General features: G+C 62.7%; 19 protein-coding genes and 1 pseudogene. 19 read left to right on the top strand and 1 reads right to left on the bottom strand.

Annotation, left to right across the window (positions count from 1 at the left end; translation table 11 throughout):
- Positions 1–20: 20 nt before the first annotated feature.
- The 16 genes from fabG to ACP7E3_RS30355 all read left to right on the top strand — a co-directional run bounded on the left by fabG (position 21) and on the right by ACP7E3_RS30355 (position 14,814).
- Entirely contained in the window at positions 21–764 is a 744-nt protein-coding gene (gene fabG / locus ACP7E3_RS30430) for a 3-oxoacyl-ACP reductase FabG (protein ID WP_046382365.1), read from the top strand.
- A 192-nt stretch (positions 765–956) separates the two neighbouring features.
- Positions 957–1,193, top strand: a complete 237-nt coding sequence (gene acpP, locus ACP7E3_RS30425) for an acyl carrier protein (RefSeq protein ID WP_003175607.1) — start codon at positions 957–959, stop codon at positions 1,191–1,193.
- A 126-nt stretch (positions 1,194–1,319) separates the two neighbouring features.
- Positions 1,320–2,564 carry a beta-ketoacyl-ACP synthase II gene (fabF, locus tag ACP7E3_RS30420; protein WP_046382366.1) on the top strand — a complete coding sequence of 415 codons (1,245 nt, stop codon included), beginning with the start codon at positions 1,320–1,322 and terminating at the stop codon, positions 2,562–2,564.
- Positions 2,564–3,379 carry an aminodeoxychorismate lyase gene (gene pabC / locus ACP7E3_RS30415; RefSeq protein WP_046382367.1) on the top strand — a complete coding sequence of 272 codons (816 nt, stop codon included), beginning with the start codon at positions 2,564–2,566 and terminating at the stop codon, positions 3,377–3,379. Before fabF ends, pabC begins: the two co-directional genes overlap by 1 nt.
- Position 3,380: 1 nt before the next feature.
- Positions 3,381–4,511 carry an endolytic transglycosylase MltG gene (gene mltG, locus ACP7E3_RS30410; RefSeq protein ID WP_426125354.1) on the top strand — a complete coding sequence of 377 codons (1,131 nt, stop codon included), beginning with the start codon at positions 3,381–3,383 and terminating at the stop codon, positions 4,509–4,511.
- Positions 4,512–4,530: 19 nt separating this feature from the next.
- On the top strand, positions 4,531–5,163 hold the full coding sequence (gene tmk, locus ACP7E3_RS30405; protein ID WP_046382369.1) for a dTMP kinase: 633 nt from the start codon (positions 4,531–4,533) through the stop codon (positions 5,161–5,163).
- Positions 5,156–6,145, top strand: coding sequence for a DNA polymerase III subunit delta' (locus ACP7E3_RS30400; protein ID WP_046489299.1), 990 nt, complete (start codon positions 5,156–5,158; stop codon positions 6,143–6,145). Before tmk ends, ACP7E3_RS30400 begins: the two co-directional genes overlap by 8 nt.
- 63 nt (positions 6,146–6,208) lie before the next feature.
- Positions 6,209–6,994, top strand: a complete 786-nt coding sequence (locus ACP7E3_RS30395) for a TatD family hydrolase (protein ID WP_046382371.1) — start codon at positions 6,209–6,211, stop codon at positions 6,992–6,994.
- Positions 6,995–7,439: 445 nt separating this feature from the next.
- Complete coding sequence (locus ACP7E3_RS30390) at positions 7,440–8,108, top strand: TetR/AcrR family transcriptional regulator (protein ID WP_046382372.1); 669 nt, start codon at positions 7,440–7,442, stop codon at positions 8,106–8,108.
- Positions 8,109–8,222: 114 nt separating this feature from the next.
- Positions 8,223–9,191, top strand: coding sequence for a GTP 3',8-cyclase MoaA (locus ACP7E3_RS30385; protein ID WP_046382373.1), 969 nt, complete (start codon positions 8,223–8,225; stop codon positions 9,189–9,191).
- Positions 9,192–9,375: 184 nt separating this feature from the next.
- Positions 9,376–9,981 (top strand): DUF4823 domain-containing protein, encoded by a 606-nt coding sequence (locus ACP7E3_RS30380; protein ID WP_046382374.1) that lies wholly within the window; start codon positions 9,376–9,378, stop codon positions 9,979–9,981.
- A 16-nt stretch (positions 9,982–9,997) separates the two neighbouring features.
- On the top strand, positions 9,998–10,558 hold the full coding sequence (locus tag ACP7E3_RS30375) for a DUF1285 domain-containing protein (RefSeq protein WP_046489303.1): 561 nt from the start codon (positions 9,998–10,000) through the stop codon (positions 10,556–10,558).
- A 69-nt stretch (positions 10,559–10,627) separates the two neighbouring features.
- A complete protein-coding gene (locus tag ACP7E3_RS30370; RefSeq protein ID WP_046382376.1) occupies positions 10,628–11,341 on the top strand; it encodes a GntR family transcriptional regulator in 714 nt (237 codons plus the stop codon).
- Entirely contained in the window at positions 11,338–12,369 is a 1,032-nt protein-coding gene (locus ACP7E3_RS30365; RefSeq protein WP_046382377.1) for an ADP-ribosylglycohydrolase family protein, read from the top strand. The genes ACP7E3_RS30370 and ACP7E3_RS30365 overlap by 4 nt, the downstream gene beginning before the upstream one ends.
- Before the next feature lie 68 nt (positions 12,370–12,437).
- Positions 12,438–13,904 carry a purine-cytosine permease family protein gene (locus ACP7E3_RS30360; protein ID WP_046489304.1) on the top strand — a complete coding sequence of 489 codons (1,467 nt, stop codon included), beginning with the start codon at positions 12,438–12,440 and terminating at the stop codon, positions 13,902–13,904.
- Positions 13,897–14,814 carry a PfkB family carbohydrate kinase gene (locus ACP7E3_RS30355; protein WP_046382379.1) on the top strand — a complete coding sequence of 306 codons (918 nt, stop codon included), beginning with the start codon at positions 13,897–13,899 and terminating at the stop codon, positions 14,812–14,814. Before ACP7E3_RS30360 ends, ACP7E3_RS30355 begins: the two co-directional genes overlap by 8 nt.
- Positions 14,815–14,904: 90 nt before the next feature.
- Here ACP7E3_RS30355 and ACP7E3_RS30350 read toward each other — a convergent pair whose 3' ends face one another.
- Positions 14,905–16,101: an MFS transporter gene (locus ACP7E3_RS30350; RefSeq protein ID WP_426125348.1), complete on the bottom strand. Its 1,197-nt coding sequence runs from the start codon at positions 16,099–16,101 to the stop codon at positions 14,905–14,907.
- A 190-nt stretch (positions 16,102–16,291) separates the two neighbouring features.
- Here ACP7E3_RS30350 and ACP7E3_RS30345 point away from each other — a divergent pair, with 190 nt between their 5' ends.
- The 3 genes and pseudogenes from ACP7E3_RS30345 to ACP7E3_RS30335 all read left to right on the top strand — a co-directional run.
- Positions 16,292–16,771, top strand: a complete 480-nt coding sequence (locus ACP7E3_RS30345; RefSeq protein ID WP_057005494.1) for a GNAT family N-acetyltransferase — start codon at positions 16,292–16,294, stop codon at positions 16,769–16,771.
- A 154-nt stretch (positions 16,772–16,925) separates the two neighbouring features.
- Positions 16,926–17,747, top strand: coding sequence for an SDR family oxidoreductase (locus tag ACP7E3_RS30340; RefSeq protein WP_046382383.1), 822 nt, complete (start codon positions 16,926–16,928; stop codon positions 17,745–17,747).
- 38 nt (positions 17,748–17,785) lie between these two features.
- Positions 17,786–18,090 (top strand): annotated as a pseudogene (locus tag ACP7E3_RS30335) (arabinose ABC transporter substrate-binding protein); the annotation flags it as partial.

Here is an 18,090-nt window from a genome sequence, read left to right as displayed (position 1 = left end):
CGAACTTAGGAGAAGCCTGCATGAGTCTGCAAGGTAAAGTTGCACTGGTTACCGGCGCAAGCCGTGGCATTGGCCAGGCGATCGCCCTGGAACTGGGCCGTCAGGGCGCCGTCGTGATCGGCACCGCCACTTCCGCCGCGGGCGCCGAGCGTATCGCCGCGACCTTGAAGGAAAACGGCGTGCAGGGCACCGGCCTTGAGCTGAATGTGACCAGCGATGAGTCCGTGGCTGCCGTACTGGCCGAGATCACCGCACAGTTCGGCGCGCCGGCGATTCTGGTGAATAATGCCGGTATCACCCGCGATAATCTGATGATGCGGATGAAAGACGACGAGTGGCATGACGTCGTCGACACCAACTTGAACAGTCTGTTTCGCCTGTCCAAGGGCGTTTTGCGCGGCATGACCAAGGCGCGTTGGGGTCGAATTATCAATATTGGCTCCGTAGTGGGTGCCATGGGCAACGCAGGCCAAGTAAACTATGCCGCGGCGAAAGCCGGTCTGGAAGGTTTCAGCCGCGCACTGGCGCGTGAAGTCGGCTCGCGGTCGATTACGGTCAACTCGGTGGCCCCTGGGTTCATCGACACCGATATGACCCGCGAACTGCCGGAAGCACAGCGTGAAGCCTTGCTGACGCAGATTCCGCTGGGCCGTCTGGGCCAGGCTCAAGAGATTGCGAATGTGGTCTCTTTCCTGGCATCCGACGGTGCGGCATACGTGACTGGGGCTACAATCCCGGTTAACGGCGGGATGTACATGAGTTAAATTGTGACGGATCGCTTCAAAAAAATGTCATACGAGCTGTCTAAAATCCGTTATAAAGCTGCAACTTAATTTATACGCGGGTGGCCGACCGGGTACGGGGTGAACCTTTCAGTTGAAAAGCTGAAATGGCTTTCTATACACTTACCCACTGGCCAGCTGCCTGAATTTGTCCATTAGGAGTGAAAACAAGGTATGAGCACCATCGAAGAGCGCGTCAAGAAAATCGTTGCCGAGCAACTGGGCGTTAAAGAAGAAGAAGTGGTCAACACCGCTTCCTTCGTTGAAGACCTGGGTGCCGACTCCCTTGACACCGTTGAGCTGGTGATGGCTCTGGAAGAGGAATTCGAGACCGAAATCCCGGACGAAGAAGCTGAAAAAATCACTACCGTTCAAGCTGCAATCGACTACGTTACCAGCCACCAGGCGTAATAGTTTGTAGTCGTCGCTTGCTGTCAGGGAAAAACCGCACTGCTGTAACGGCGTGCGGTTTTTTCTTTAGCTCTGATGAAAAGTGATTCTGAAGCAAAGTGTCGTCATTAGAAAAAGGAGAGTGCTGTGTCGCGTAGACGCGTCGTAGTCACCGGTATGGGTATGTTGTCGCCACTGGGCACGGATGTGCCGAGCAGTTGGCAGGGCATTCTGGCTGGCCGCAGTGGTATTGGTCTGATCGAACACACGGACCTTTCTGCCTATTCCACCCGTTTTGGCGGCTCGGTAAAGGGGTTCAATGTCGAGCAATACCTCTCGATCAAAGAGTCCCGCAAACTCGACCTGTTCATTCAATACGGCCTGGCAGCCGGTTTTCAGGCAGTGCGTGACGCTGGTCTGGAAGTCACCGACGCCAACCGTGAACGCATCGGCGTGGCCATGGGTTCGGGTATTGGCGGTTTGACCAATATCGAAGAAACCAGTCGCACGTTGCACGAGTCCGGTCCGCGTCGAATTTCACCGTTCTTCGTGCCGGGTTCGATCATCAATATGATTTCCGGTTTCCTGTCCATCCATCTGGGAGCACAGGGACCTAACTACGCCATTGCCACGGCTTGCACCACAGGCACGCATTGCATCGGCATGGCCGCGCGCAATATCGCCTATGACGAAGCGGACGTGATGATTGCCGGCGGCGCTGAAATGGCGGCCTGCGGCCTGGGCATGGGCGGCTTCGGCGCGTCGCGTGCGCTGTCGACCCGCAACGACGAGCCGGCTCGTGCCAGCCGTCCGTGGGACAAGGGCCGTGACGGTTTCGTCCTGGCCGACGGCGCCGGTGCGCTGGTGCTGGAAGAGCTGGAACACGCCAAGGCGCGTGGCGCGACGATCTACGCCGAGCTGATCGGCTTTGGCATGAGTGGCGACGCCTACCACATGACTTCGCCACCGGCCAACGGCGCCGGTGCTGCGCGTTGCATCACCAACGCCCTGCGCGATGCGAAGATCAGCCCGGACCTGGTGCAGTACATCAACGCCCACGGCACTTCGACAGCGACCGGCGACCTGGCGGAAGCCGAAGCGATCAAGTCGGTGTTCGGCGAGCACGCCTACAAGCTGGCGGTCAGCTCCACCAAGTCCATGACCGGCCACCTGTTGGGTGCGGCGGGCGCGGTCGAAGCGATCTTCAGCGTGCTGGCCATCAGGGATCAGGTCGCTCCGCCGACCATCAACCTCGATGAGCCGGATGAAGGCTGCGACCTGAACTTCGTGCCTCATGAAGCGCAGAAGATGCCGATCGACGTGGTGTTGTCCAACTCGTTCGGTTTCGGTGGCACCAACGGCTCCCTGGTGTTCCGCCGGTTCGCCGAGTAATGCACAGCTGGGTCGACGGTCAGCCAGCGGACAGCGTGCCCCTGAAAGATCGTGGCCTGGCGTATGGCGATGGCCTGTTCGAAACCATCGCCGTCAAGGCCGGGCAACCGGTGTTGCTCGACCGCCACCTGCAACGCCTGGCCGAGGGTTGCAGGCGGTTGGCATTGGTTGTGGACCCGGCATTGGTCCGCAGCGAAGTGCTCGCTTATGCCAGCGCCCTCGGCGACGGCGTACTCAAATTGATCCTCACCCGAGGCGACAGCCTACGCGGTTATGGCATCAACCCCGGCGCCCCGGTGCGCCGTATCCTGCAGGGCAGTGCGCCTGCTGCTTATCCCCAGGCCCATGGCAACGACGGTATCCGCCTGTTTCCGTGCGCCACCCGTTTGTCCGAACAGCCGCTGCTGGCCGGTCTCAAGCACCTCAATCGCCTCGAACAAGTGATCGCGCGCGCCGAGTGGCAAGATACCGAGCATGCCGAAGGTTTGATGCTGGATATGTCCGGGCGCGTCATCGAAGGCGTGTTCAGCAACCTGTTCCTGGTGCGCCACGGCGTGTTGTTGACCGCTGATCTGAATCGTTGCGGCGTGGCCGGCGTCATGCGTGCCGAGCTACTGGCCCAGGCGCAGGCGCTCGGCACCCCGGTGGTCGTGGCCGATATCAGCCTTGAGCAGTTGCAGTCGGCCGACGAGGTTTTTGTCTGCAACAGCGTTTATGGCATTTGGCCGGTGCGCAGCTGTGCTGCGATGAGCTGGTCGGTTGGGCCGCTCACCCGTAAACTGCAGGGCATTGTTCGCGCGCTATTGGATATTTGAGTTGATACGAAAACTGTTGTTACTGCTGCTGATCGGTCTGTTCGCGGCGGCGTTGCTGTTGGGGGTTTCGGCCTGGAAGCTCGACTCAGCCCTCAAGCAGCCCTTGCACCTGACCGAGGAGCAACTGCTCGACGTCCCCGCCGGAGCCACGCCGACCGGCACTTTCAATCGCCTGGAAGCCGACGGTGTGCTCGACGGCGCCTTCTGGTTGCGTCTGTACTGGCGCTTCAACCTCGAAGGCCAACCATTGCACAGCGGCGAATACCGCCTCACTCCCGGCCTCACCGCCCAAGGCTTGATCGGCCTGTGGCAGCGTGGCGAAGTGGTGCAATACAGCCTGACCCTGGTGGAGGGCTGGAATTTCCGCCAAGTGCGCTCGGCGCTGGCCAAGCATGAAAAGATCGTGCAGAGCCTTGCCGGCTTGAGTGACAGCGAAGTGATGGACAAGCTCGGCCACCCAGGGGTTTTCCCCGAGGGGCGGTTCTTCCCCGATACCTATCGCTTTGTGCGCGGCATGACGGATGTCGAGTTCCTCAAGAAGGCCTACAACCGCCTGGACGACGTGCTCGCCCAGGAGTGGAGCAAACGCGCCACCGACGCGCCGTACACCGACCCCTACCAAGCGCTGATCATGGCCTCCCTGGTGGAGAAAGAGACCGGTGTGCCGGAGGAGCGCGGGCAGATCGCCGGGGTATTCGTGCGTCGCATGAAGATCGGCATGCTGCTGCAGACCGATCCGACGGTGATCTACGGCCTGGGCGAGCGCTACAACGGTAAGCTGACGCGTGCCCATCTCAAGGAAGCCAACCCCTACAACACCTACATGGTTGCCGGGCTCCCGCCGACACCCATCGCGATGGTCGGCCGCGAGGCGATTCATGCGGCGCTGAACCCGGTGCCGGGCAGCAGCCTGTATTTCGTTGCCCGGGGTGATGGCAGTCATATTTTCTCGGACGACCTGGATGCACATAATGCCGCGGTGCGTGAGTTCCAGCTCAAACGTCGCGCCGATTACCGTTCCAGCCCGGCGCCGCAGGTGAAGCCGTTGGAAGACCCCGCGCCGACGAACGATGCCCCCGACGCACCCGCCGAGCCTGCGCCGGACGCCGCCGCACCGCAAAGCCCGCAATGACTCTGACTAAGGACTGCCTGTGACTGGCTTGTTTATTACCCTGGAAGGCCCGGAAGGCGCCGGCAAAAGCACCAACCGCGATTACCTGGCCGAGCGTTTGCGCGCTGCGGGCGTCGAGGTGGTGCTGACCCGCGAGCCCGGCGGTACGCCGTTGGCCGAGCGCATCCGTGAAGTGCTGCTGGCCCCAGGTGAAGAACAGATGAACCCGGACACCGAACTGCTGCTGGTGTTCGCCGCACGCGCCCAGCACCTGGCCGAAGTGATTCGCCCGGCGCTGGCCCGCGGCGCCGTGGTGATTTGTGACCGTTTCACCGATTCCACCTATGCCTACCAAGGCGGTGGCCGCGGCCTGTCCCAGGCGCGCATCGCCACCCTGGAGACCTTCGTCCAGGGCGATTTGCGTCCCGACCTGACCCTGGTGTTCGACCTGCCGGTGGAAGTCGGTCTGGCCCGTGCCAGTGCGCGTGGCCGCCTGGACCGCTTCGAACTGGAAGGCCAGGCGTTTTTCAACGCCGTGCGCAGCGCATTCCTTGCCCGGGCCAAGGCCGAGCCGGCGCGTTACTACCTGTTGGACGCCGCCCAGCCGCTGGCCCAGGTGCAGCAGGCCATCGATGCGCTGCTACCCACATTGCTGGAGCGCGCCCGTGGCTGAAGCCTACCCTTGGCAGGACAGTCTCTGGCAGCAACTGGCGGGGCGTGCCCAGCACGCTCATGCCTACTTGTTGCACGGCCCGGCGGGTATCGGTAAGCGCGCACTCGCCGAGCGCCTGATGGCCAGCCTGCTGTGCCAACGTCCGGTCAACCTGGAAGCCTGCGGCGTGTGCAAGTCCTGCCTGCTGCTCAAGGCCGGCAGCCACCCGGACAACTACCTGTTGGAACCCGAGGAAGCGGACAAGGCGATCAAGGTCGACCAGGTGCGTGACCTCGTCAGCTTCGTGGTGCAAACCGCGCAGATGGGCGGGCGCAAGGTCGTACTGATCGAGCCGGTGGAGGCGATGAACATCAACGCGGCCAACGCCTTGCTCAAAAGCCTCGAAGAACCTTCCGGCGATACCGTGCTGTTGCTGGTCAGCCACCAGTCCAGCCGCTTGTTGCCGACCATTCGCAGCCGTTGCGTGCAGCAGGCGTGCCCATTGCCCAGCGAGGCGATGAGCCTGCAATGGCTGGAACAGGCTTTGCCGGACTGTTCCGAAGCCGAACGCGTCGAGTTGCTGACCCTGGCCGCCGGCTCCCCCCTGGCCGCCGTGAAGCTGCAGGCCCAGGGCGTGCGCGAGCAACGCGCGCTGGTGGTGGACGGGGTGAAAAAGCTGCTCAAGCAGGAGTTGTCCGCCACCCAGTTGGCGGAAACCGCCTGGAAGGACATCCCCTTGCTGCTGCTGTTCGACTGGTTCTGCGACTGGTCGAGCCTGATCCTGCGCTACCAGTTGACCCAGGATGAAAATGGCCTGGGCCTGCCGGACATGCGCAAGGTCGTGCAATACCTCGCGCAGAAAAGCGCACAGGACAAGGTGCTGAATATCCAGGACTGGATTCTCGCCCAGCGCCAGAAGGTCCTCGGCAAGGCCAACCTCAACCGCGTGCTGTTGCTCGAAGCGCTGCTGGTGCAGTGGGTCGGTTTGCTCGGCCGGCGTTAATTTCCGTGGCCGACGGGTGTATCGTCGGCCAGATCCTTCCCGTGATTGAAGTTGTCATTTCCTATGCTCGTAGATTCCCATTGCCACCTTGATCGCCTCGACCTCGCCCAACACGGCGGTTCCCTCGACGCCGCCCTGGAAGCGGCCCGCCAGCGTGGGGTCGGGCACTTCCTGTGCATCGGCGTCAGCGCCGACAATGCGGCCGACGTCAAAGCCCTCGCGGATCGCTACGCGGACGTGGATTGCTCGGTGGGTATCCACCCGCTGGACCTCAAGCCTGGCGAAGCTCCGGCCCTCGACTGGTTGCTCGGCGAACTCAACCACCCACGGGTGGTGGCGATTGGTGAAACCGGCCTGGACTATCACTACGAGCCCGAAGCCGCGCTATTGCAGCAAGCGTCGTTCCGCCTGCACCTGCACGCCGCCGAGCAGACCGGCAAACCGGTCATCGTCCACACCCGCGGCGCCCGCGCCGACACCCTGAGCCTGCTGCGCGAAGCCGCATTGCCCCAGGCCGGCGTGCTGCATTGCTTCACCGAAGACTGGGACATGGCCAAGGCGGCCCTCGACCTGGGGTTCTACATTTCCCTGTCGGGCATCGTCACCTTTCGCAATGCCGACGCCCTGCGTGACGTGGCGCGACAAGTGCCGGCCGACCGGCTGCTGGTGGAAACCGACTCGCCGTACCTGGCGCCGATTCCCCATCGCGGCAAGCCGAACCTGCCGGAGTATGTGCGTGACGTGGCGGATTACCTGGCGATGCTACGCGGTGAATCCTACGAACGCTTTGCCGAACAGACCACCGAGAACTTCAAGCGCCTGTTCCCGCTGGCGCACGTCGCGGGTTGACGCGACCAAATCCGAGGCAAAAAAAACCCGGGTTCTGGGGGGGGAATCCGGGTTAAGACCATTAGGAGTAAAACAAGGGCACGCAGTCCGTCGGTACCCAGGTCGACGCTTCACTTGGGGGAGATGTCGCGCCGACAGTTGAAGTATTGATCAGTATCCGATTCAGTCCAGTCGCGTCTGGTCGTTTTTTAAACAGATTTGGAATACGCGCGCTTCGCTTGAGTTCTCATTGAGCGGATGTACAGGCGTAGACGTCACGTATTATTTCTGACTGAACGCCATGAATTCGTCGGCATGCTGAAAGTAATGTGTGTGAGCGGTTCACATAAGCGTTGCCCAACGACCGTTCAGTCGGGATAATCCCTCGTACCGGGTAAATCGTATTGCCACGTCTCCTTGGCCCTGCGCAACCCTCCCTATACCGACCTCTGCAGACCTTTTCCTCATGCAAAAAGAACCCCGTAAGGTCCGTGAGTTTCGCCGCCGCGAGCAGGAAATTCTCGACACCGCCCTCAAGTTGTTCCTCGAACAAGGTGAAGACAGCGTTACCGTCGAGATGATCGCGGATGCCGTAGGTATCGGCAAAGGCACCATCTACAAGCACTTCAAGTCCAAGGCCGAGATCTACCTGCGCCTGATGCTCGACTACGAGCGCGACCTGAACGAGCTGCTGCATTCGGCCGATGTGGACAAGGACAAGGAGGCCCTGTCGCGGGCCTACTTCGAGTTCCGCATGCGCGACCCGCAGCGCTACCGCCTGTTCGACCGCCTGGAAGAGAAGGTGGTCAAGGGCCATCAGGTGCCGGAAATGGTCGAGGAGTTGCACAAGATCCGCGCCTCGAACTTCGAACGCCTGACCCTGCTGATCAAGGGCCGCATCAGCGAAGGCAAGCTGGAAGACGTGCCGCCGTATTTCCACTACTGCGCCGCCTGGGCGTTGGTGCATGGCGCAGTGGCGCTGTACCACTCGCCGTTCTGGAGCAATGTATTGGAAGATCAGGAAGGTTTCTTCCAGTTCCTGATGGACATCGGCGTGCGTATGGGCAACAAGCGCAAGCACAGCAGCGAGCTGCCACCCGTTGACGCTGCACCTGCTGGCACGCCTGCCGCGTAATGATTTGCTGCCAGGTGCAGTAACCCAGGAATATACTCAGGTAAGGCTATTGCTAAAAGCTGATTTATGAGTCAGCTTTTGCTGCGTCTGAATTATCCTCTGCCGGAGTGATCCATGATCGTTGATCGTCAAGGCAGGCGTTTTCGCAATTTGCGGATCAGCCTGACCTCAGCCTGCAATTACGCGTGTACCTATTGCGTGCCTAACGGCAAGCGGCTGGTGGCTGCCCAGGACGAACTCTCGGCCGAGGCCATGGCCCGTGGCGTGGCTTACCTGATCGAAGCCGCCGGTATCGAGCGCCTGCGCATCACCGGTGGTGAGCCGTTGGTCAGCCCCAAGCTGGAAGCCTTCATGGGCGCCGTGGGCGGGATGGGCCTCAGTGAGATCAGCCTGACCACCAACGGCCAACTGCTGGCGCGCAAACTGCCGCTGCTGGTGGACGCCGGCATTCGGCGCATCAACGTGTCCCTCGACACGCTGAACGCCGAGGCCTTTCGCAGCATCGCCCGTGGTGGCGACCTGGCCACGGTGCTCGATGGCATGGACCAGGCGCGCGCGGCCGGGATCAAGATCAAGGTGAATATGGTGCCGTTGCGCGGCCAGAACCTCGATCAGGTGATGCCGCTGCTCGACTATTGCCTGGAACGGGGCTATGAGCTGCGCTTTATCGAACTGATGCGAATGGGCCACCTGGCCAAGGACTCCAATGCCTTCCTGCAGCAATTCGTCAGCCTTCAGCAACTGCTGAGCCTGATCGGCGAACACCACGAATACCTGCAAGCCAACGCTCCCGTGGACGCCACGGCGGTGCGCTACGAAGTGCCGGGCAAGGGTTTCTTTGGGGTGATCGCCAACGAAAGCGTGCCGTTCTGCCGCACCTGTTCACGGTTGCGGCTGTCGTCCACCGGTTGGTTGCATGGCTGCCTGTCGTCGAGCAATCGTCACTATGTCGGCGACCTGCTGGATAAACCGCGCCACCAGGCGCTGCCGGCCTTGCAAGGCTTGCTGATGAAGGCCTTGGGCGACAAACAGGAAGTGGCGTTCTCCGGTGGTGCGACCATCATGAAAATCATCGGCGGCTAACCCGGTTTTCAAGATTGCGCACAATCCAGTGTGGGAGGGGGCTTGCCCCCGATTGCAATGTGTCAGTCCCAGATAATCTGACCGACTCGCCGCAATCGGGAGCAAGCCCCCTCCCCAAATGGCGCGGATTCTGCATCTCATGCCCATTCGCCGGTTTTCCGTCACCGGCTTCTGGAGGATTAGGATGCGTAGTCTGGTTTTGTTGCTGGCGTCGTTGACGCTGAGTGGTTGCATGACCGTCAGCGATATGGCCGAAGGCACCCGTTATCAGATGAGCGACGCCGGGTTGCTGGACCACAGCGACACCCGGCGCTCCGCGTCGATTCGCGTGCAGCCGGACTCCTTTGTCTTCATCGCCCAGGGCGCCTTCGTGCCGCCCGGCAGCGCCTATCCGCGCCCGAACGTGGTCGCCGAAGAAGCCTTCAACGGCTTCGTCGAATACTTCCCCATGGTGCGCCGCGCCCGCCAGCCCGAAAGCCTCGAACAAGCCATGGCCGAAGCCCGTGCGGCCGGCGCTCACTACTTGCTGTACTGCCGCTTCGCCAAGGCGGATGACCGCATCGGCAACGCCGATGAGTGGACCGATCAGCAGGCCCTCGACCGTGTCGGCCTGGACAGCGGCGTTATCCAGATCATGTTGATCGAGACCAGCACCCAGTATTTGATTGATACTGCACGGATTCGCAGTCGTGGCGGTTTACTGACGTTCCACGACAATACGCCCCAAGATCTGATCGCCCGCCCGCTGGCGCAGTACGCCCGAGGCCTGCTGGGCATGAGCGATCAGTAAGCCAGAGGAGAAGCCCATGACCGATTCCGCCAAGGCCAATGATCTATTGGCCCAACTGCCCAAGGGCAAGGGACCGGCGCCGGTGCATCTGTGGAACCCGGACTTCTGCGGCAACATCGACATGCACATTGCCCGCGACGGCACCTGGTATTACCAGGGCACGCCGATCGGGCGCAAGCCGATGGTCAAGTTGTTCTCCAACATCATCCGCCGCGATGGCGATGAGTACTTTCTGGTCACCCCCGTGGAAAAGGTCGGCATCACCGTCGAGGATGCGCCGTTTGTCGCGGTCACCCTGGAAGTCGAAGGGCAGGGCGAAAGCCAGCGGTTGCGCTTCACCACGCAAGTCGACGAGCAGGTCGAGGCCGATCTTGAACACCCGCTGCGGGTGGTGATCGACCCCGACACCGAGGAGCCTTCGCCCTATCTGCGGGTGCGCGCCAACCTCGAAGCCCTGGTGCATCGCAATGTGTTCTACCAATTGGTCGAGCTGGCGGTGAGCCGTCCGATCGACGGTCAGAACTGGCTCGGCGTGTGGAGCGGCGGGACGTTCTTCCCGATTGGCCTGGAGCCCTGAGCAGGTTTTTTCCTCTCCCTGAAATAATTCGCTTGCTGTAAACGGCTGCTATCGGTTATCAATTTGTACATGATTAGACATGTCCGATTCGATAAGAAAAAACGCGTCGTCGACGAACTCATCCGCCGTATCGAAGGTGGGGTGATGGCCGACGGTTTCCTGCTGCCGGGTGAGCATCAACTGGCCGAAGAGTTTGCGGTCAGTCGCGGCACGCTGCGCGAAGCCCTGGCCGAGCTCAAGCGCCGCAACTACATCGCCACCCAGGGCGGCGTCGGCTCCATCGTCACCTATGACGGCATGGTGCTCGACCAACGCAATGGCTGGGCCCAGGCCCTGGCCGACACCGGCGCCCTGGTCAGCACCGACATCCTGCGCTTCGAAGCCGTGACCCGCCCGGACCTGTTCAGCCGCTTCGGCAGCGACCAATTCATCGCCCTCGACCGTCGCCGCCGCGCCGCCGATGGCCGCGCCGTGTCTTTGGAGCGCTCGCTGATGCCGGCCTCCGGAGGCCTGGAAGGCTTGCCCCGGGTCGGGCTGATCGACAACTCCCTGACCATCACCCTGGCCGCCTACGGTTACGTCGGCGCCGAAGGCGATCAATGGATCGGCGCCGAGCCTCTGACCGATGAAGACGCCGAGCTGCTCGAGCGCCCGGTGGGCACGGTGTTTCTCAAGGCGTCGCGCACCACTTACGACCGGCGCGAACGCTTCATGGAATACGTGGAGAGTCTGCTCGACCCGCTGCATTTTCGTCTGCACTTGCAGTTTGGCGCGACGAAATGAGCGCGCACAATCGTGCCCTCGGTGCCTTCTACGGTCTGGCGTTGGGCGATGCCTTGGGCATGCCCACCCAGTCTTTGAGCCGCGAGCAGGTCCGGGCGCGCTTCGGTGCCATCACCGGCCTGGAAGATGCCGACGCCGACCAACCCATCGCACCGAACATGCCCGCCGGCTCCATCACCGATGACACCGAGCAGGCGATCCTCGTCGGCGAGTTGCTGGTGGAAGGCCAGGGCACGATCGAGCCGAGCGTACTTGCGCGACGCCTGATCGACTGGGAAGCGCGAATGCGCGCCAAAGGCTCCCAGGACCTGCTGGGCCCGTCGACCAAGCGCGCCATCGACATGATCCTCGCCGGGCATACGCCTGAAGAGTCCGGGCGCTACGGCACCACCAACGGCGCGGCGATGCGTATCGCGCCGGTGGGGATTGCCGCCGATGTCAGCGACCCCGCGCCGTTCATCCGTGCGGTGATCCAGGCGTGCCAGGTGACCCACAACACCAGCCTCGGCATCTCCAGTGCCGCGGCAGTGGCGGCAGTGGTCTCGGCCGGGATCAACGGCGCGGACCTGGGCGCAGCGCTGAACATCGGCAGCCAGATCGCCCAGCAGGCCGAACGCCATGGACACTGGGTGGCCGGCGGCCGTATTGCCACGCGCATCGGTTGGGCGCGGACCTTGAGCGTCGCCAGTGGCGACAAGGCGCTGTTCGCCGACTTGCTCTATGAATTGATTGGCACCTCGGTCGCTTCCCAGGAATCGGTGGTGGTCTCGTTCGCCCTCGCGCAGCAAGTGGCGGTGGGCGAGATGAACGCCTTCGAGGCCTTGTGCGTGGCCGCCAGCCTGGGCGGCGACACCGACACCATCGCCGCGATCCTCGGCGCGATGCTGGGCGCGTGCCTGGGGATGCAATGCTGGCCGGCGGCGATGATCGAACAGGTCCAGCGGGTCAACGGGCTGGCGTTGCAGCCGTTGGTTGAAGGGCTGCTCAGCTTGCGCCAGGCGCTACAGGCCAGCGCGCTCGCGCACTGACCGAGTCAACATTGCGATTTGCGAATTTGCCACAACCCTAACAATACCGGCACCAGGAGCACCCGCACATGAGTACGTCCACTTCCGGCCCAAGCGCCGGGCGCTTGGAAACGCGCGGCATCGAACCGGTCCCCGAAGGCGAGTGCCACGGCCATCCGCTGCAACTGTTCTGGGTGTGGTTCGCCGCGAACATCAGCATCCTGGGGTTGCCGCTGGGCGCCACCCTGGTTGCATTTCGCGGCCTGGCCATCTGGCAGGCGGTCATCGTCGCCATCCTCGGTGCCGCCGGCTCCTTCGCGGTGGTGGGCATTATCTCGATCGCCGGGCGGCGCGGGCGTGCGCCGAGTCTGACGCTGTCCCGCGCCATCTTCGGCGTGCGCGGCAATATCGGGCCGACGTTGGTGTCGCTGATGTCGCGGCTCGGTTGGGAGACCGTCAACACCACCACTGCTGCGTTCGTGCTGCTGTCGTTGTGTACGCTGCTGTTCCACACCCCGGTCGCGGCGAAAAGTGCGCCGCTGCTGACGCTGCTGTTCATCGCCATTTTCGTACTGCTGACCCTGGCCGTTTCCGGCCTGGGCCATGCGACTTTGCTGGTGATCCAGAAGTGGGCGACCTACGTATTCGGCGCCTTGAATCTCCTGGTCGGCGGCTTCCTCTGCGCCACCATCGACTGGAGCGCAGTGTTCAACGCCACCCCGGCGCCCTTGAGCGCGATGCTCATCGGCATCGGCACCATGGCCGCCGGCACCGGGATCGGCTGGGCCAACGCCGGCGCCGACATGTCGCGCTACCAACACCGCAGCGTCACGGCCGTGCGCCTGGTGGCGTCTGCCGCGTTTGGCGCGGGCATTCCACTGGTGCTGCTGATCACCCTCGGCGGCCTGCTGTCGGTGGGCAACAACGACCTGGCGGCGGCGACCGACCCGATCGTCGCGATCCGCGACATGCTGCCCACCTGGATGGCCGTGCCGTACCTGATCACCGCGTTTGGCGGGCTGTTGCTGTCGAATAACCTGTCGGTGTATTCGGCCGGCCTCACTACCTTGACCCTCGGTTTGAAGGTCAAGCGCGTGTACGCGGTGATCGTCGATATCGTGGCGATCTTCGCCGGTTCCATCTACTTCATGCTGATCGCCGACAGTTTCTACGGCCCGTTCATCACCTTCATCTCGTTGCTGGCGGTGCCGATCACCGCATGGGTGGGGATCTTCGTGGTCGACCTGATTCACCGTCATTACTACAGCCCCGACGACCTGCTGAACGTCAGCCCAAGCAGCGCCTACTGGTATCGCGGCGGCGTGGAATGGCGCGCGTTGGGGGCGTGGGCCGTGGCGATCGGGCTGGGGTTCAGTTTCACTACCATCGGCACCACCGCCGACAACATCTGGTTCGCCGGGCCGTTGTCCGATTCCTGGTTGGGCCACAACGGCCTGGGCTGGATCGTGACTTTCGTGGTGGCCGGCGGAATATATGCGTTGCTCGGCGGCGCGGCTGACCGGCGTCCGGCATTGGTCGAGCGTGCCAATGCCTAGGTTGCTGCACACCGGCCAGGTCATCGTCGACCTGGTCATGGCCCTCGATCAATTGCCGGCGAGCGGCGGCGACGTGCTGGCGCAATCGGCCCGTTTCGAAGCCGGCGGCGGTTTTAATGTGATGGCGGCGGCGCGGCGCAACGGGCTGCCGGTGGTCTACCTGGGGCGCCACGGCAGCGGCCGTTTCGGCGACCTGGCCCGTGCGGCGATGCACGCCGAAGGCATCGACATCGCGCTGCCCGCCAGCGCCGGCAAGGACACCGGCCTGTGCGTGGCGCTGACCGAAGCCAGCAGCGAGCGCACCTTCATCTCCCATCTGGGCGCCGAGGGCGAGCTGAGCGCCGAGGACTTGGCCAACGTCGCGCCACGTGCCGATGACTACGTGTACGTGAGTGGCTACAGCCTGCTTCTCGACGGCAAGGCCCAGGCGCTGATCGACTGGCTACTGGCGCTGCCACGGGCGATTACGGTGGTGTTCGACCCGGGCCCGCTGGTCCAGGCGCCCGATTCGGCGTTGATGCGCGCGCTGCTGCCGCGTATCGACATCTGGACCAGCAACGGCCCGGAAGCCCTGGCGTTCACCGGCGCGGCGGATATGGCCGAGGCGCTGATCAAGCTCAACCAGTATCTGCCCGCCGACACACTGCGGGTGGTGCGCGATGGGCCGAACGGTTGCTGGGTCGGGCGGGCGAATGCGCTTGAGCCTGTGCCCGGCTTCAAGGTGCAGGCGGTCGACAGCAATGGCGCGGGAGATGCCCACGCCGGCGTGTTCATCGCCGGTTTGGCCAACGGTTTGAAACCGCTCGACGCGGCGCGCCGTGCCAATGCGGCGGCGGCCCTGGCGGTGACGCGCTGGGGGCCGGCGACTGCTCCCGGCGCCGCGGAAGTCGACGCATTCCTCGCTGGATAAGCCCCCGCATTTTGAGCGGTGTTCGCCTGGCTATCGATGTGCGGGTCGGCGCCGTTGTCGATGATCGCGCCTGGATGCCGACGAGCGGTATCAGGACACCTGTAAGGTTTTGTGCGCCGAGAGCTGGCGCGCTATCAGGCGTGCCACGGTGATCATCCAGTTCAGTGCAGCGATGGCCAGTACGCCCATCATCAATGTCGACAGGCCGTAGTCGACGATGATCCTGCCCGCCAGCCAGGGAAACCCGAAGACGCCGACAAAATACGCCAGGCTGAACAGCAGCAACGCCTGGGACGTCGTGCCGGACGGCGCTTCGTGGGCGACCAGCCCATTGATCACCGAGTACGTCAGGCCGTAACCCACCCCCAGCGTGGCAGCCGCCAGCAGGTAGCTGAGGTTACCGCTCACACCAAAAGCAAACAGTGCAATCGAGCCGAGCATGATCCCGGACAACACACAGGCGGCCCGGTAGGCATCGCGCTTGACCACGAAGCCGGCGATCAACAGACGGCTGGTGATCGCGGCGCTCAGGAACCCCGCGAAGAACAGCGAATAATCCAACCCATGCGCGGCCGCGTAGCTGGTCTGGAACGATGAAAGCCCGCCAAACACGCAACCGCCCAGGCCGACCATGAGGATGGCGAACGCCGCCCTGGACGACAGCACCCGGCGGCTGGTGGCCAGGGAAATCCTCGACGTCGGTGCATTCGCATGGTGCTTGAGTTGTGCGCCCAGTCGCCAGAACATCAGCACCCCAACGAGGCTGGCCGCCCCAGCGATATAGAAGGCGGTCGTCAGGGGCAGGTCCAGCGCACTGGTGGCTCGTCCGAGCAAGGGCCCGGAACCGATCCCGCTCAACATGCTGCCCGACAGCAGCGCAAAGTACTTGGCCCGCTGCCTGGGCTCGACCAGCAAGGTCACGATGATCGGGCCCAGCGTGTAGAACACCCCCCAACCCAAGCCGAGGGCCAGCCCGAACAGCATCAAGCCTTGGCCAAACCCCGGTGTCAGGGCAAAACCGAGGCAGGCCACCACCAGCAACACGCCCATTCCCGCAATCGCCCGTGCCGCGCCCAATGCATCGGCCAAATGCCCGGAGAGCACTACCGCGACGAAGGTACTGAGCATCGCCGTGGAAATCACACTGCCGGCGTCATGCTCATTCCCACCGCGCGAGTGAATCAGCAAGGACAGCAGAAACGTCGAGCCGTAGGACAAGGACAACAGGAAGCTGGCCAGGCAAAACAGGACGAATAGTTTTCCGCCCACCGGAGGTGTGGAGTTCATGAGCACGCCTTGGAATCATTGGAGTTATGGCCACGTTCTACCATGCGTGTCAGGGCGGATTGTTCTGTGGTTGCTGGTGCTTGCTTTAGCCCGCAACGGAGTAAGGTGGCCTGGCGCTCCCGAAATTGCACTGCAATCTGTCATCAAACCGTCTTAGTATGTGGCCTTTGAATTTGCCCAAGGCGCGCCCATGACCATCGAGATTCGCCCCGCCGTGCCCAGCGATGCTGCGCAGATCCTGACTTTCATCACCGAGCTTGCCGAGTTTGAAAAAGCCCGTCATGAAGTGATCGCCAGTGTGGCGGATATCGAGCGCAGCCTGTTCAGCGAAGGCGCCACCGCCCATGGGCTGATCTGCCTGCGCGACGGTTTGCCCATCGGCTTCGCGGTGTTCTTTTTCAGCTATTCCACCTGGCTGGGCAGCAACTGCCTGTACCTCGAAGACCTCTACATCAACCCCGAGCAACGCGGCGGCGGGGCCGGCAAGAAGTTGCTGCGCCACCTGGCGAAGATCGCCTGCGACAACGGTTGCGGGCGGTTCGAATGGAGCGTGCTGGATTGGAACGAACCGGCGATTGCTTTCTACAAATCCATCGGCGCCCAGCCCCAGGAAGAGTGGGTGCGCTACCGCATGGAGGGCGATGCGCTGCGGGATTTCGCCCAGGGCTGATCAGGTACCCGGTGAAAACCGGCGTCCCGACGCCGGTTTTTTTATATGTATTCTCACTATATGGGATGTAAATTTATATATTGAGATATTTAAAGGTCTGGGTTTATAGTCGGCTGCATCAGCACTCACTACCAAAAATAAAACAGGTGAAGCGATGCAGGCACAACCTCTGTCACTCCCCGCCGTGCCCGAACCGACTTATGGCGAGCGGCTCAAGCACAAGGTGGTGATCGTCACCGGCGCGGCCCAAGGCATTGGCGAGGCGATCGTGGCCTGCTTCCAGGCGCAGCAGGCACGTTTGGTGATCGCCGATATCCAGGGCGAAAAGGTCGAGCAAGTCGCCGCCCACTGGCGCGAACGCGGCGCCGAGATCTACGCGCAACCGGTCGACATCACGTCCCAGGCGCAATGGCAGGCGCTGGTCAACCTGGCCATCGAGCGCTTCGGCCGTGTCGATGTGCTGGTCAACTGCGCCGGGGTCAACGTGTTCCGCGACCCGTTGCAGATGACCGACGAAGACTGGCGGCGCTGCTTCGCCATCGACCTCGACGGCGCCTGGTATGGCTGCCGCACGGTGTTGCCGCACATGATTGAGCAGGGCATCGGCAACATCATCAACATCGCTTCGACCCATTCCAGCCACATCATTCCCGGCTGTTTTCCCTACCCCGTCGCCAAACACGGCCTGCTCGGCCTGACCCGCGCCCTCGGCATCGAATACGCGCCCAAGGGCATCCGCGTAAATGCCATCGCCCCGGGTTATATCGAAACCCAACTCAACGTCGACTACTGGAACACTTTCCCCGACCCCCACGCCGAGCGCCAGCGCGCATTCGACCTGCACCCGCCCAAGCGCATCGGCCAGCCTGTGGAGGTGGCGATGAGCGCGCTGTTTCTGGCCACCGATGAGGCGCCCTTTATCAACGCCACCTGCCTGATGATCGATGGCGGACGGTCGGTGATGTACCACGACTAGAACTTGTCACTCTCCAATAACAACAAGAGGTGCCGTTCATGAAAAAAACACTCCGCGTACTCGCCGCCGCCATTGCGTTAAGCGGCTTCAGCAGCCTGGCCGTCGCCGAACCCGTAAAAATCGGCTTCCTGGTCAAACAAGCCGAAGAACCCTGGTTCCAGACCGAATGGGCCTTCGCCGAAAAAGCCGGCAAGGAACATGGTTTCACTGTGATCAAGATCGCCGTGCCCGACGGCGAGAAGACCCTCTCGGCCATCGACAGCCTGGCCGCCAACGGCGCCAAGGGCTTTGTGATCTGCCCGCCGGACGTGTCCCTCGGCCCGGCCATTGTCGCCAAGGCCAA

The sequence above is a fragment of the Pseudomonas sp. PSPC2-3 genome (genome assembly GCF_049898265.1).
GTDB lineage: Bacteria > Pseudomonadota > Gammaproteobacteria > Pseudomonadales > Pseudomonadaceae > Aquipseudomonas > Aquipseudomonas veronii.
This window is presented reverse-complemented; position numbering and strand designations above follow the sequence as displayed.